We start from the raw sequence: 15,466 nt of genomic DNA, 5'->3' as shown, positions 1-15,466 counted from the left end.
CTTTTCGAAACACATGTGGCTTTTGGGCGTATAACCGTGGCTAGACGCCGGTACGGTTAGGCTTCGATTCGGGAGTAGAGAATCTGCCATTTGCCGTCGCGGTGTTCGAGGGCAAACGTGTAGATTTCTTCTTCCTTGTCGCTGCTCCAGGTTTCTTGGCGGCCGTCGGGTTCCACCTCGGTGTGTTTGTCCCATTCGTGGAGGGTTTCCAGGTAGTAGGTTTGATGGTCGTCAGTCCTGGGTATGCCGGCGGGTTTGAAGTATTCGATGCCGTCGATGACCCATCCGCCGCGCTGGTAGAGTGCTTCTATTTCCTTGTAGATTTTGAGTTCTCCGTCGTTTGATGAGGAGAGGAATTCGCGGGCTTTGCTGTAGTCGCCAGTTTGGACGCCGTAGTTGACCCACTGGTTCCAGGCGTCCATGGTTTTGAGGATGCCGTCGGGGGTCTTTGCGCGGTAGCCGTCTTCGGGGGCGTTGGGTTTGGGGACGTTCTGGGCGGGGCCTTTGGCGTCTGCCTTGCGGTATTCGCTGTTACCGGCGTTGTTGCCGCTACTGCTTGGGCTGCTGTTGGTGGCTGCACCGGAGGCGGTGGACCCGTCTCCTGCAGTTGTGATGTCGTGCGGCACGCAGGCGGCGAGTAGGGTGCTGAGGGTGATGAGTGTGCCTCCGGTCAGCATTGAGCGGCGGTTCAGCATGTTGGGGTTCATGGTTAGCCCTCCACGTGTTCGTAGTTCATGATCTCCCACTTAACACCATTATGCTTCAGCACGAACTTAAACGTGTCATTGGTCTTATCCTCATTCACCCAGCTACGCGAGCTACCATCAGATTCAACATAAATCTCACGATCCCAGTGACGATACGCCTTCCAAAAATACGTCTCCCCACCCTCAGACCACGGCGCACCATCAGCCTCAAAATAGTCAACTCCACCAATAATCCAACCGCCGCTAGCGTAAAGATCCTCAACATCGGCATATGCCTGCAACTCATCTTTAAACTCCGACGACACAAACTGACGAGCCACGGAATAATCACCAGTCTCGGTGCCATAGTTAGCCCACTCAACCCACGCCTTAAGGGTCTTACGCATACCTTCAACAGACTTCTCACGGTACCCATCTTCTGGCTCAGCAGGCTTGGGTACATTCTGCGCATTGCCGTACTTATCAGCAGGGCGATACTCACCATCCGGTGCCTTCGAGCCGCCCGAATAGCCGCGAACACTGGACGGAGTGGCTGATGCAGAAGCAGTTTCAGATGCCGAAGCCGAATCACTCGGCGCCGCGGTTGCGGTAGCTGCCGCCTCGTTACTAGCCTGCTGGCCACACGCCGCCAGCAGGGCGCCTAGGCCCACAAGTGCACCGCTACCCAACAGGGTACGGCGATGAATTCGGGTACGGTAAAGGAAGGTACGAGGCTCCAAAACGGTGCGCTCCTATCGTCGGTGATGGTGTGTATGCACTTATCAGGCTGGTAAAAATGGTCATTATTGACCGCCGGAAGAACCCAGCCGCGCAGCGTACCCAGCAGATGCGACAATGCACCGCGGGAGGCTACATATAAAACCCTACCGCATATTTACAGTCGTTTGCTTTGCAATGAGTGTAACAACAGCAAACCATCATCATTCTAAGATTTTCAAGATTTACATATTGATCAATAAAGATATTCCAAAAAAATGCTACCCCTACAGAATGTTTTAAAATATTTGATACATACACCACTTCAAAAAATAATTGCGGGGGATTTTCAATACCAAAATCCCCCGCAATTAATATATATTAAAATTTATTTACTTATATTTATTGAAACTCCAAATTTCATCATATCCCCGCTCTGCCATTTTTTTCGTTCGATGCACAATGTCTTCAAGAGTCCAAGATTCAGCTTCAAGAATTTCTGACGGTATATCCTGCGACACTCGGACCTTCTTCAATATAACCTGCTTTTCCAGGAAGGGCTTGTTCTTCAAGTCAACCCCATTTGTCTTTCTCCTAACAAGAATGAGATTACCCGGGGAGTTAATGATCCTTGTAATCCTTTCTTTCTCGGCCTGTTTCCATTCATCAGTCACAACAGTCCCATTCTCATGTTTTATCTTTTCATCGACAGCCTTATGCAATCGATCCACTTCAGATTGTGGCATAATATGCTCAATCGTAGCGGGATTATCTGGCAACTCTTTTATCTCGGGCTGATATTTACGCAAAATATACATAAGTAATTTTTGATTATTATCGCTAGATCTATCATACTTGGCAACCTCTGGAAATTTTTTCACAAAAGATTCTTTACTTGTTATTTCCAACAAATATTCCTGAAACTCTTTTGCGAGAGAGTCTTGAATTTTCTGAATTCCACCTTGTTTGCCATTTCGAGGGGATGTCTTATATGTATCATTGGCATATCGAGTGTACAGATTCTCAATCTTACTACCCCTCACACTCTCAACCTTTGTAAAAATAAAATGGAAATCTTCAATCATTGAGAATAAGCGCTGAGTATTTTCCGCCCGGTAATGTCGGTCCCCTCCGTCAAAAAGACGCCTTAGAGTCGCCAAAATTAAAGGGTTGGGTTGCGTTACGCCAAAAGTCTGCAAGGCCTCAAGGGGAGGAATCCAGTTAGTATTTTTTACCCCTCGTTTTGTTTTATCGCCTCTCAAAATAGAAGCCTGGTTGTAGGTCGGCTCATATACAATTCGATAGGTCGAGACATCTTCCAGAAGAGATTTCAGGTATTTATAGGCAGTCTCTGCATCTTGGATATCGTTATGATATTTTTCAAAAGTTTTCTTCTTGCTAATTTTTATTCCGTCAGATGCACCGATAGACATCAAGTAATTATAGAAGTAGTCATCTTCCTTTATGCCACCTGAGATAGGGCACGTAGACAAGACGTCCAAGATTTTATTCCACATTTCAATATAGGTATCATTGTTCCCACTGTCACTCAAGTGGCTAAGAATATGACTTTTAATCAAATCAGTCTGATTTAGTTTAACACCCCTTACATTCAAAGTCATAAATATGCGATAAGCTCCACTGACATCACCCATTAAAATATCTACAAGAGTAAGCTCTCGGACTTTATTTAGTAACTCCAATAAGCGGCTCTTCTTCTCTTCTACTGCCCCCTTAGATATCATCCTTGAAATTTTTAGTTTAAAAAATTTATGTGCATCCATAAGGTTTTTTGAAGGTCCTGATGATATATATTGAGGTTCAGGTAGAGCAGCCCTGCTATCCGAATCTGGAATATCGATGATAGAGCGATAATTATTGTTAAAACCGCCTTCACCATTTTCATAATTAATCTTATAAAAGGACTCGGTTGACCCTGTTACATCGGGCTTGATGTAGTCATCAATTTTTCCACCCTTGAGGTCACCAAGACCAATATAGGCATCTCGAATAGCGGCGAGCAGTACAGAGAGAGTAGTTAAACGTTGCTGTCCATCAACAATATAGTACTTATTTTTCCCGACAGGATATCGGATTATAGTTCCGATAAAATGTGATTCTTCATTTGTTGTAATATCATTCCACAACTCCTCAAACTGTTTCTTCCTCCATGAATAAGGACGTTGGAACCTTGGGATGTAAAGTTCTTCCTCACGTTTCAAGAAGTCCGATAGTTTTGTACTAAAGACCTTAACTTCCACCAAATCTCCTTTGATGCATAGTGTAGTGGCGCAATCATCGGTGCTGCACCACTCTGATAGTACTATCGCTCCAGGTCAGGGTGCAATCCACAACACACCAAACGCTAACAGAATCTCAAGTAAAACTTCAGACCCCCTCCCCCAGATACCAACACAACTGCCCCTTACACGTTGAGCAGGCGCACAAAAAGGGGCACCACCTCCACCTCCAACGAGTAGAGAACGGTGCCCCTTCCAGCGCAACAAGGAGCGTACAGCTCCCGCCTGTAAGCCTTTTAGCTGCGAGCGCGGCGCAGCTTCACCAGGCCACGGTTAATGTGTGCCGCCCAGAGCGGACCCTCATACAGGAACGCGGTGTAGCCCTGCACCAGGTCAGCGCCAGCGTCCAGGCGCTCCTGCACATCCTCAGCGGTGGTCACGCCACCAACCGAAATGATAGCGAGGTCGTCGCCGATTTCGCGCTTGAGCAGGCGCAACACCTCCAGGGAGCGGGGCTTCAGCGGCGCACCGGAGAGGCCGCCGGCACCAATTTCCTTGACCTTGGTCATGTCGCTGGTCAGGCCCAGACCGTCGCGGGCGATGGTGGTGTTGGTGGCGATAATGCCGTCCAGCTTCAGCTCCTTAGCAAGGGCTGCCACCTCGATAACGTCCTCATCGACCAGGTCCGGCGCGATCTTCACGGTCAGCGGTACGTGGCGGTTAGGGCATACGCGGTCTGCCTCTTCACGCACAGCAGCAAGCAGCGGGCGCAGCGACTCGATAGCCTGCAGGGTGCGCAGACCCGGAGTGTTCGGAGAAGAAACGTTGACGACCAGGTAGTCTGCCTGCGGTGCCAGGGTGCGGGTAGAAATCAGGTAGTCCTCGATAGCGTTCTCGAGCTCAACGACCTTGGTCTTGCCGATGTTCACGCCGATGACCGGGCGTACAGCGCCGCGGTATTCGGTTTCGAGGTCTGCGCGGGCAGCAGCAACACGCGGGCCTGCCGCTGCGGCACCGTCGTTGTTGAAGCCCATGCGGTTGATAACTGCCTTATCTTCCACGAGACGGAAAAGACGCGGCTGCGGGTTACCGGGCTGTGCCTGGCCGGTGATGGTACCAATCTCAACGTGACCGAAGCCGATACCAGCCAGCGCGGCAATACCCTTACCGCCCTTGTCGAAGCCAGCAGCCAGACCGAACGGCGAGGGGAAAGTAATGCCCATGACGGTGGTTGCCAGTTCCGGTGCGGGCTGGAAGTACTTGCGCAGCGCGCGGGTGATGCCGACGTTGCGCAGGGTCTGAACGCCCCAGAAGCCGACGTGGTGTGCCTTCTCGGGGTCCATGCCCTTGAAGAAGATGTTGAAGAAGGTCGGGTAGATGCGCATTTGTTCTCCCTAAGGTTGGAGGGTGTGGGTGGTTTATGGGGCGTTACTTATCGTTCGCCACAGCGTCGACTGCGCCACCGTAGCGGCGGTCGCGGCGCGCGTACTCTTCGACAGCCTCCCAGAGGGTGCGGCGGTCAACGTCGGGCCAGAGCACGTTCATGAAAATCATCTCGGCGTAGGCGCTCTGCCACAGCAAAAAGTTCGAGATGCGCTGCTCACCGGAGGAACGCAGGAACAGGTCAACGTCGGGCAGGTCGGGCTCGTCCAGGTACTTCTGGATGGTCTTTTCGGTAATGTTGCCGGGCTTGATCTTGCCCGCCACAGCGTCCGCTGCGATAGCTGCTGCCGCGTCGGCGATTTCTGCGCGGCCGCCGTAGTTCACGCACATGGTGAGGGTGCAGACGGTGTTGTCGATGGTTTCGCGCTCGCAGTGTTCGAGCTCTTCGATGACGTTCTTCCACAGCTTGGGTCGGCGGCCAGCCCAGCGGATGCGCACACCCCAGGTCTTGAGGGTTTCCAGCTGACGCTGCAGCACCTCGGTGGAGAAACGCATAATGAACGCGACCTCGCTGGGTGAGCGCTTCCAGTTTTCGGTGGAGAACGCGTAGGCGGTCACGTACGGGATGCCCATTTCGATAGCGCCCGCAACGACGTCCAGCAGTGCCGCCTCGCCGGCGCGGTGGCCCTCGGTGCGGGGCAGGCCGCGTTCGTTTGCCCAGCGTCCGTTACCGTCCATGACGACGGCGACATGCTGCGGAATGAACTTCTTCGGAATCGGCGGAGGGGTTGCCCCGGTGGGGTGCGCGGGCGGGGGTACGGGCTGGGTGCGTGCCATGTGTGCCTTTCTTCCCTGGCGGGGTTCTCCCCCGGGGTCGTTTGCCTAGATATGCGCCAGAAATAAACGCTGGCGTGCTGTTAGCTATTTTACCGTGACACAGCGCGCATGGGCGGGTGCTTCGGGGTTTATTTTGTCCTCCGTTTGACGCACGGCTGACGCATAATCGCCGCACCGGCGTGCATCTTTTACGATGCAGGAATTTCTGCCTCGAGGGCGCTCGCCGTTTTGAGGGGGTGTTCGAGCAGGTTCTGGGTGGTTTTCAGGTAGAGACCCAGAATTTTGGAGGCGACCGGCACCGGCGCCGCATCAATAGTCGCCCAGGCGCGCGGATCCGCCGATGCGGTGGCGAGCGCGTAGCCGAGCTCTTCGGCACGCAGGCCGGTCAGGGGCGTGTCGGTAGCGGGCGCGCATTCGGGGCAGAGGATTGTGTGGTGCCCGTAGGTGTGGGCGGTATGGAAGGCAATGTACCTTCCGCTTCCACCTGCAGTGTTGGGGACGTTGTCTGCACCGGTATTTTCTGCGCCGTCCGCGTCCTGGCTCTCTGCGTTCACGAGCGGGTTACCGCATCGGGTGCAATTCTCACCGATGAGCGGCCAACCGGCGGCGTTCATGCTGCGCGCCAGGTACCGGGTCAGAATCCTCTGCGGCACATGCTGCCCGTGCGCGAGCGCGGCAAGCGCCCCGTGAGTCAGGGTGTAAATGTCGGCGGTGCTATCGGTGTCTTTGGTGAGTGCTTCTGCCAGTTCGGCGATGGTGGAAGCGCACGTGTACGCATCGTAGTTCGCCATAATCGGCGCGGTGTAGGCGTGCAGAGTCGCCGCCTGGGTGATAGTGTGCAGGTTCGTTCTGCCGCGGCTGAAAGACAGGTCGGTGTGCATGAACGGTTCGAGTCGCCCACCGAACTTGGAGGTGGGTTTGCGTACAGCCTTGGCGACTGCGTGGGTGATTCCTCCGTCGCGGGTGAGCATGATGATGATGCGGTCGGTTTCGCCGAGTTTTTGGGTGCGGAGGATGAGGGCGGCATCGCGCCAAGTGCGGGGTTCGCTCACGGGTATCTCCGTTCTCGGTACATGCTCGGTGGGTATCTGGTGGGTAGGTTTTCTGCGGCCGCTCAGTGGAACTCAAACAAGAGCCGCGCGGGTGTTGTGGGTACGGTTCGACCCCTGCCGTATTACCCCGCGTAGGGGTACCGGTCAGGGGTCGGTCCGTAACGTATGGGCGAGGCGCTATTTAGTCCTCGTACTCAATATCGTCGTCGATGTCGTCTTCATCGTCGAGGATTTCTTCAAGGTCATCCTCGTCTTCATCACCGTAGACGCTCAAGGGAGTGACCTCGTTGTACGCCTCGAAGAGGGCATCTTCGTAGGCTTCGAAGGCGTTGGCGATTTCTACGTATGCCTCATCGACGGCAGAGTCGTGCTCGCCGGTTCGGTTTACGACGGCGGTCAGGTGCGCCTCCAGCGCGTCAAGGAGGCGGGTGAGTTCGGTGCGAGGATCAATGCTCATGCCATTTATTCTACTACCTACAGGCCGATGGTGTGCGCCGGGCGGTCATGCGGCGGTTTAAACGCGGAACTATGAACGGGTGCGGCAGGGAATCGGCGGGTAAATTCGGTGCCGTGAAGAGAACGCCAAAGCCAGAGCGGTAAGCCCAGGTTGGTCAAGCCAGGTGAACAAGCCAGGTAGTCAAGCGAAGCATGCACGCGGCACATCAAGCCCCGCATAAAAACCTCACAGACACAGCGAACCCGCCGTCCCCAGCTTCCCCACTCCTCAAGGGAGCGGGTGCCGGGTGCGGCGGGTTCTTCTGTCGGTTAGCTCAGCTTGACGCTACGCCTACTGAATGTTTGCTTCTTGCGGGTTATGAGCCCGAGAGAATTAGAAGCCGGGGTTTTAGAAGCCCAGGGAAGCTGCGGATGCGCGGATTGCCTCAGCGGATGCCTTCAGCTGTGCCAGCTCAGCCTCGTTCATGGGAACCTCGAGCACGCGCTGGATGCCCTCGCGGTTGACGATGGTGGGCAGGGACAGTGCAACGTCCTTGAAGCCGTACAGCTCGCCTGCAATGGTGGTGGAGACGGGCAGCACTGCGTTCTGGCCGCCGAGGAATGCCTCAGCGATACGTGCGCCGGAGATACCGATTGCGTAGTTGGTGGAACCCTTGCCCTCGATAACCTTGTATGCTGCGCGCATAGCTTCGTTTGCCAGCTCTGCACGGACCTCGTCGGTGAAGACGAGCTTGCCGTCCTGCTCCCACTCGGTCAGGGGAACCATACCGATGTTTGCTGCAGACCAGACGGGGAACTCGGAGTCGCCGTGCTCGCCAACAACGTTTGCGTGAACGCTCTTGATGGAGACGCCAGCCTTGTTAGCAATCAGCCAACGCAGGCGGGAGGAGTCCAGAACGGTACCGGAGGACAGCACGCGGTTTGCGGGCAGGCCGGTAATCTTCTGAGCCACAACAGTGAGAACGTCACAGGGGTTGGTGACGAGCATGATGATTGCGTTGGGTGCTACGGACAGAATGTTCGGCAGCAGCTTCTCGAGGATTGCGACGTTTGCGCCTGCCAGTTCGAGGCGGGGCTGGCCGGGCTTCTGGCGAGCACCTGCGGTGATGATGACCATGTCGCAGTCGCGCAGCAGCTCGATGTCGTCGCCACCGGTTACGGTTGCTTCGTGTGCGAACATTGCGCCGTGTGCGATGTCCAGTGCTTCAGCGTGCGCGCGCTTGCCGTCGATGTCGTACAGGACGATTTCGTCTGCGGAGCCGCGGACCATAGCTGCGTATGCGGTTGCGCTACCGACGCCGCCTGCACCGATGACGCCGAGCTTGGTGGGGTTGTTGACACCGTTCATTGCTGTATGCCCTCTTTCGTGAGAGTTATCCGTGTGGTGCGAGAGGATTCTCGCGTGGTTTATCGGGAAGCGGGTGTGTGCCGCGGGGTTGAATTTCCTTGGGTGGGCGTTCTTCCCCGGTGAGCTTGCTTCGTTATGTTCTATTATGCCGCAGATTTTGCGTTTTGTGTTGGGATATTTTGCTTTTTTCGATGGGTGCTGGTGACTTTATGGGCTATGAGGGGTGTTTTTCATTCACAAAACCAAATAATGACGTTCTGACCTTTTGAGCAAGCTCACATGCCGCTAAAGTAGCCCTCCACATCTACCGCACCGCCGGAAGCCTCAAAATCAGCACGCACCGCATCCGCCAGCTCGTCATCAACCAGGAAGTCCAAAGCCACAGACGCCAAACCGAACGCCGCATCCAGGGCAGCATCCACCGCCGCCGGGGTGTCAGCACAGTGCGCGAACTCCACCGTGTGCATGCCGGTACCCTCGGGCGCAATCTGAATCAGCGGGTGAATACCGGGCACGCGCAGGCTCACATTACCGAAATCAGTAGAAGCCGCCAGGGTGTCACTGACCGTTCCGGGCGGGTACGGGTGGCGACCCACCGAACGCTGAGCCGAAACCCAACGCTTCAACAGCGGGCGGTTCGTACACACCGGCATGGTCATCGGCGAAGAATCCCACGTCACCTCCGCACTCACGCCAGCCATAAGCGCCGCACCGCGTAGCACCTCCTCAACCCGTCGCGACAGCGCACGCAAAGTCGGCGCGTACTTAGAACGGATATTAATATGCAGGCTCGCGGAGGCAGGAATCAGATTCGGGGCGTCCCCGCCATGGTCAATAATCGCGTGAATACGGTCAGAACCGGGAATCTGCTGACGCAACAACCCCAGGCCCTGATACGCCAAATTCGCCGCATCCAGTGCGTTACGACCCATAAACGGATGCGAGGAAGCATGCGCACTCACGCCCGTATAAGTCACGCGGCATTCGCGGCGACCCAACCACGCCTGATCAGCCACATCCATAAAGTAGGGGTGCACCATGATGGCGGCATCCACCCGCTCGAACGCGCCGGCGCGCGCCATCAGCTCCTTACCGGCGTCGGATTCCTCGGCGGGCGTGCCGTAGTAGAGGATTCTGCCGCTGAACGCCTCGGGGCCGGTAGCGAGCGCATCCGCCAGGGCAAGGAAAGCGCCCAGCCCGGATACCGCGATGACGTTGTGGCCGCAGCCGTGACCGATGCCCGGCAGCGCGTCATATTCGGAGAGAATCGCGATGGTGCGGTGTGTGGCGGGGTCGTAGTCGGCGCTGGTGAGCTCCACTTTGAACGCGGTATCCAGACCGAAGGCGGGGTACTCAATCCTGAGGTTCGGGTAGGCTTCGCGGACCGCATCAACGAGCGTGCGGGAGGCAAAATACTCCTCGTAGGCAGTCTCAGGATGCGCATGAATCGCCTTGAGAATTGCGGTCAAAGAGTCCGCACGGGTGGCGACGGATTCGGCGAGGTCGCGGCGAATATGCGCCAGCCCGCTGTCTTCGTCGAGGCGGTGACCGTGATGCATGCCGTGGCCCTTTCCATGACCGTGGCGCTCGCCGTGGCTACGTTCCTGCGCGGGCCGACCGTGGTCAGCATGTTCCCGCTCAGGATGCGCGTGGAAGCGCTTGCGGCGGTGGTCAGCCGCACGCTTACGCTGCTCGGTTTCAAGGGCGAGGATTTCGGAGTACTCGCTACCGCGCACGCAATCAGCGTCGGGCGCGTCATAGTGGCGGGTTATTGCGGCGGGTCGGTTCGGTGCCGTTCGACCGGAGCTGTCAGAAGTGGGCTGGGTGTGGGCGGCGGTGCCCTGTGCGTTCGCGTCAGTCATGCTTCTACGCTACCGTCTGCACTCGCCGGGCGCTAGATGCTCGGGCGTGATGGAGTCGAAAACGCCCAAAAAGAAATTTGTGTCACATAAAAGAAAATTTGTATATATCCTAGGAATCTTTGATTCAGTGGAGTAGCGTTAAGCACATGGGAGCGACAATCCAGCCGCACCCATCACCATCCGGCGCTAGCGATGCGAATGCCGGCAGGACAGTTCACAACCGGTCCAAACCATGTCGTTTGGGCCTCTGTCAACGCTGTGACAGACCCATGGATGCGAACCGTACCGGCAAGCACACACCGCAGTGAGCGCCACAACCACGCTAAGGAGCTCCATCCCATGAAGGCAGCACGCTTCTACGACCGTAACGACATCCGCATTGAAGACATCCCCGCACCCGAAGCCGCTGCGGGCGAGGTTCTGGTCAAGGTCGCATGGTGCGGCATTTGCGGTACCGACCTGCACGAATACCTCGACGGCCCCATCTTCTGCCCCCAGCACGGTCATCCCCACCCCATTTCTGGTGAAGACTCCCCCGTCACCCTCGGTCACGAATTCTCCGGTGTTGTTGAGGCACTGGGCGAAGGCGTAGACGACCTTGAGGTTGGCGATCACGTTGTCGTCGAGCCCTACATCATTCGTGATGACGTCTACACCGGCCCCGACTCCAAGGACTACCACCTGTCCAAGGACATGAACTTCATCGGCCTGGCAGGTCGCGGTGGCGGTCTGTCCGAGAAGGTTGCTGTGAAGCGCCGCTGGGTTCACAAGATCCCCAACACCATTCCCCTGGACGAGGCTGCACTGATTGAGCCCCTGAGCGTTGGCTACCACGCTGTTGAGCGTGCAGGCGAGTTCGAAGAGGGCGCATTCGCACTGGTTACCGGTGCCGGCCCCATCGGTCTGCTGACCTCCGCTGTTCTGAAGGCTAAGGGCGCTAAGGTCATCATCTCTGAGCTGTCCCCGCTGCGCCGCCAGAAGGCTCTGGACTCCGGCGTTGCTGACTACGCTTTCTCCCCCGCTGAGGTTGACGTTCTGGCTGAGATTCACAAGCTGACCGACGGCCGTGGCGCTGACATCGCGTTCGAGTGCACCTCCGTTCAGCCCGCACTGGACCTGATCCTGGATGCCCTCAAGCCCACCGGTAAGGTCGTCATCGTCTCCATTTGGGGCAAGCCCGCTTCCCTGGATGTTCAGAAGGTTGTGCTCAAGGAGCTCGATATCCGCGGCACCATCGCATACGTGAACTCCCACCCGGAGACCATCAAGCTCGTTGAGTCCGGCAAGATTGACCTCAAGCCCTTCATCACCGGCAAGATTGCTGTGGAAGACCTGATTGACAAGGGCTTCGACACCCTGATCAACCACAACGAGACCGCTGTGAAGATTCTGGTCACCACCGACCCGGAGCGTCTGGCTGAGTAATACTGAGCCAATCAGTTTCAGCTGATGCAGCTGCTCTTCTAGCTTCCTTAGCGTAGCTAGTGTGGGGTGAGGTTCCTTTCAAGGAGCCTCACCCCACTACTTTTTTGTGTGCTTTTTACTGGGCATACAAAACCGGGCATACAAAAATCCCCGGTTCCGAAGAACCGGGGATTATCTGTGCGCGAGGGGGGACTTGAACCCCCACCCTCTAATACGAGGACTAGCACCTCAAGCTAGCGCGTCTGCCTATTCCGCCACCCGCGCAGGTGACTTTCGAACGTTTTCCTTTCGGTGCCGTTCGGAGCAACACGTAATACTATACGGGCTTTCTGGATACTCCGCAAATCGAAAGAGTATGTTCTGTGTCACATATTGAGTATCGTTTATCCCAAACCATGCCACTGCCCCTCACTTCTCAACTAATATGACGAGCACGCCCGTTCAACTGCCATATTTCCGGTCATACCGACTAGAATAAAGAGCATGAATAATGAGAACCTCTCCCGCGAAGAAGCCGCAGAACGTTCGGCTCTCATCAGTGTCGACACCTACGACGTGCATGTCGACCTGACTAACGCCAAGGACCCCGAATTCGAGTCCTACCCCACCGTCACCACCGTCCGATTCTCCTGCAACACCCCCGGCGCAGAAACCTTCATCGACTACATCCACCACAGCGTCGACTCCGTTAAGCTCAACGGTACCGAACTGAACCTGGCAGATGTCGTCAACGGCGCACGCATCACCCTGCCCAACCTGCAGGCAGAAAACGTGCTCACCATCCAGGGTCGCTCCTACTACTCCCGCTCCGGCGAAGGTATGCACCGCTACTTCGACCCCTCCGACGGTCGCGTCTACCTGTACACCCAGTACGAGCCCTCCGACTGCCGCCGAGTCTTCCCGAACTTCGAGCAGCCCGACCTGAAGGCAGTCTTCAATTTCCGCATCACCGCACCCAAGGACTGGGTCGTCAGCTCCAACGGCGTACTCGAATCCCAGGTCGTAGACCCCACCGACGACTCCATCACCAAGCGCGTCTTCTCCCCCACCGCAAAGATCTCCACCTACATCACCGCAATCGTTGCCGGCGAATACTTCACCGCAACCACCACCTACAAGCCCAAGAGCAAGGTCAACAGCGGTGACATTCCCCTGGTCGTCTACTGCCGCCAGTCTCTCAAGCCGCACTTCGACTACGACCACATCTTCAAGGTCACCGAAAACGGCCTGGACTTCTTCCAGGACCTCTTCGACTACCCCTACCCGTACCCCAAGTACGAGCAGGCATTCGTACCCGAATACAACATCGGCGCAATGGAGAACCCCGGCCTGGTCACCTTCACCGAAGACTACATCTTCGTCTCCGGCGCAACCGAGGACGACCTCGAAGGCCGCACCAACACCATCTGCCACGAAATGGCACACATGTGGTTCGGCGACCTCGTCACCATGAAGTGGTGGGACGACCTGTGGCTCAAGGAATCCTTCGCAGACTTCATGGGCACCCTCGGCGCTAAGGAAGCCAACAACTTCAACGACGCATGGGTCACCTTCGCGAACAACCGCAAGGCATGGGCATACATGCAGGACCAGCTGCCCACCACCCACCCCATCGTTGCTGACATCCCCCACCTGGAAGCAGCATCGCAGAACTTCGACGGCATCACCTACGCAAAGGGCGCATCCGTGCTCAAGCAGCTGGTCGCCTACGTCGGCTTCGACACCTTCATCGAGGCAGCACGCGTGTACTTCAAGCGCTTCGAGTGGGGCAACACCTCCCTGAATGACTTCCTGCAGGTACTCAACGAGGTGTCCGGCCGCGACATGCAGGCATGGGCTAACGCATGGCTGCAGACCTCCGGCGTGTCCGCACTGGGCACCAAGCGCGTCTACGGCGAAGACGGCCAGCTCACCGACCTGATCCTCACTCAGGAACTGCCCGCACAGCAGCCCGCAGGTCTGGGCCGCCCCCACGTGGCAAAGCTGGAAACCTTCGCGCTGACCGACGGCAAGCTCACCTCCACCGGCCTGCTCTCCCTCGAGTACCCGGCAGAGCCCGTCTCCGAGCACCACGTGGAGCTCACCGAGGAACAGAAGAAGCTCGTTGGCGAAGCTGACCTGCTCATGCTCAACGCAGAAGACCACACCTACGCCAAGGTTGCCCTGACCGACGAAGACGGCCTGCAGGCAGCTATCGAAGGTGTCTCCACCCTCGAATCCGCACTCTCTCGCGGCCTCATCTGGGGCTCCCTCTGGGAGAACGTGCGCGATGCACGCCTGCCCGTCACCACCTACGTCGACGCAGTCGTCCGCAACGTCTCCAAGGAGCCGAGCGCATCCCTGCTGGGTACCATGGTCAACAACGCACAGGTCGCTATCGCAACCTTCTCCGCACCCACCGGCCGTGAGCGCCTCTACGACGCTCTCTACGACGCATTCGCAGCCGCACTGGCACAGGCTAAGCCCGGCTCCGACGAGCAGCTGATTCTGCTGCGCGGCCTGATTTCGGTCTCCACCAACGCGACCAAGGGTGAAGAGCTCTGCCGCGATATTGCCCGCGGTGCTTTCGAAGACACCACCGGCGATATTGCTGACGCAACCGGCATTCCTTACGACCAGAACCTGGGTTGGAGTGCACTGGGTGCGCTCGCAAGCCGTGACCTGGTGACCGTTGAGGATCTGGACCGTGCGGCGAAGTACAGCCCCTCCTCGATTTCTTCGAATGGTTACGCGTACGCGGTTGCTGCTCTGCCCTCTGCTGAGCGTAAGGCTGCCGCATACAAGACCATCATGGAAGACGAGTCGCTGTCGAACGACGCTCTGGCTTCGACCATTAACGGTTTTGCTCGCGGTCCGGTTGAGCTGCGTGAGTCCTACTACGACTCCTATTTTGAGGCTCTGCTGCCCATTTGGGCGTCCCGTTCGATTGGTATGGCGACCCGCATTGTGCGTGGCCTGTACCCGAAGGCTCCGTACAACACCGGCTCCACCGAGGGTCTGGGTGTTGAGGGTAACCCCTCCGTTGCGTTGGCTCAGCGTTGGCTGGAGGCGAACCCCGAGGCTCCTTCGGCTCTGCGTCGTCTGGTTCTGGAGGCTCAGGATCACGGCCACCGTTCGATTGTGGCTCAGAAGTTCAACGCCTCCCTGCAGGACTAAGCTGCATGGTTTGAGGGCTTGTGGCGGGGTGTGAGCCGGTATCTAGACTAGGTTCCGCTCTCCCCCGCTAGGTTCTCTAGCCTCTTTGAGAGACTGCCGTTCGGCACGCTCCCGGTAACGTACCGGGACGCGCCGGGCGGTGGTCTTTTTCTGGCTCATCTATAGAATTCATAGCGGCGGTATGCCGTCTCAATATTTCCCTCATACAGTAGTTCACATACTGACAAGGGCACCTATTACCGGGGCAGTTTCATCAGGGCACAAAACTATATGCACCCGGTGCTAAAAGACAGATAAATGTCAC

General features: G+C 56.7%; 11 protein-coding genes and 1 tRNA gene. 2 read left to right on the top strand and 10 right to left on the bottom strand.

The genetic code is table 11. The features are described 5' to 3' along the window. Positions 1 to 56: 56 nt before the first annotated feature. The 9 genes from HMPREF2605_RS07395 to HMPREF2605_RS07355 all read right to left on the bottom strand — a co-directional run bounded on the left by HMPREF2605_RS07395 (position 57) and on the right by HMPREF2605_RS07355 (position 10,581). A complete protein-coding gene (locus HMPREF2605_RS07395) occupies positions 57 to 707 on the bottom strand; it encodes a DUF6318 family protein (RefSeq protein WP_070847655.1) in 651 nt (216 codons plus the stop codon). Positions 708 to 709: 2 nt separating this feature from the next. After that, positions 710 to 1,426, bottom strand: a complete 717-nt coding sequence (locus HMPREF2605_RS07390) for a DUF6318 family protein (protein WP_070847653.1) — start codon at positions 1,424 to 1,426, stop codon at positions 710 to 712. 369 nt (positions 1,427 to 1,795) lie between these two features. Then, on the bottom strand, positions 1,796 to 3,664 hold the full coding sequence (locus tag HMPREF2605_RS07385) for a DUF262 domain-containing protein (protein ID WP_070847651.1): 1,869 nt from the start codon (positions 3,662 to 3,664) through the stop codon (positions 1,796 to 1,798). Positions 3,665 to 3,939: 275 nt separating this feature from the next. Then, positions 3,940 to 5,028 carry a quinone-dependent dihydroorotate dehydrogenase gene (locus HMPREF2605_RS07380; RefSeq protein ID WP_070847648.1) on the bottom strand — a complete coding sequence of 363 codons (1,089 nt, stop codon included), beginning with the start codon at positions 5,026 to 5,028 and terminating at the stop codon, positions 3,940 to 3,942. 43 nt (positions 5,029 to 5,071) lie between these two features. Next, the gene (locus tag HMPREF2605_RS07375; RefSeq protein ID WP_012903550.1) at positions 5,072 to 5,863 is read right to left on the bottom strand and encodes an isoprenyl transferase; all 792 of its coding nucleotides are present in this window, start codon (positions 5,861 to 5,863) and stop codon (positions 5,072 to 5,074) included. Positions 5,864 to 6,051: 188 nt separating this feature from the next. Beyond that, entirely contained in the window at positions 6,052 to 6,915 is an 864-nt protein-coding gene (recO, locus tag HMPREF2605_RS07370; RefSeq protein ID WP_070847645.1) for a DNA repair protein RecO, read from the bottom strand. A 181-nt stretch (positions 6,916 to 7,096) separates the two neighbouring features. Next, complete coding sequence (locus HMPREF2605_RS07365; protein ID WP_005509088.1) at positions 7,097 to 7,372, bottom strand: hypothetical protein; 276 nt, start codon at positions 7,370 to 7,372, stop codon at positions 7,097 to 7,099. 387 nt (positions 7,373 to 7,759) lie between these two features. Further along, the gene (locus HMPREF2605_RS07360; protein WP_049327177.1) at positions 7,760 to 8,719 is read right to left on the bottom strand and encodes an L-lactate dehydrogenase; all 960 of its coding nucleotides are present in this window, start codon (positions 8,717 to 8,719) and stop codon (positions 7,760 to 7,762) included. Positions 8,720 to 8,994: 275 nt separating this feature from the next. After that, on the bottom strand, positions 8,995 to 10,581 hold the full coding sequence (locus tag HMPREF2605_RS07355) for an amidohydrolase (protein ID WP_070847642.1): 1,587 nt from the start codon (positions 10,579 to 10,581) through the stop codon (positions 8,995 to 8,997). Between the two features lie 339 nt (positions 10,582 to 10,920). Here HMPREF2605_RS07355 and HMPREF2605_RS07350 point away from each other — a divergent pair, with 339 nt between their 5' ends. After that, positions 10,921 to 12,006 (top strand): 2,3-butanediol dehydrogenase, encoded by a 1,086-nt coding sequence (locus HMPREF2605_RS07350; RefSeq protein WP_049356965.1) that lies wholly within the window; start codon positions 10,921 to 10,923, stop codon positions 12,004 to 12,006. Between the two features lie 178 nt (positions 12,007 to 12,184). Here the strand turns inward: HMPREF2605_RS07350 and HMPREF2605_RS07345 are convergent. Beyond that, positions 12,185 to 12,270, bottom strand: a tRNA-Leu gene (locus HMPREF2605_RS07345). A 219-nt stretch (positions 12,271 to 12,489) separates the two neighbouring features. Here HMPREF2605_RS07345 and pepN point away from each other — a divergent pair. Then, a complete protein-coding gene (gene pepN / locus HMPREF2605_RS07340) occupies positions 12,490 to 15,162 on the top strand; it encodes an aminopeptidase N (protein ID WP_070847638.1) in 2,673 nt (890 codons plus the stop codon). Positions 15,163 to 15,466 lie beyond the last annotated feature (304 nt).

The sequence above is a fragment of the Rothia sp. HMSC065C03 genome, assembly GCF_001837295.1.
Taxonomy (GTDB): Bacteria; Actinomycetota; Actinomycetes; order Actinomycetales; family Micrococcaceae; genus Rothia.
This window is presented reverse-complemented; position numbering and strand designations above follow the sequence as displayed.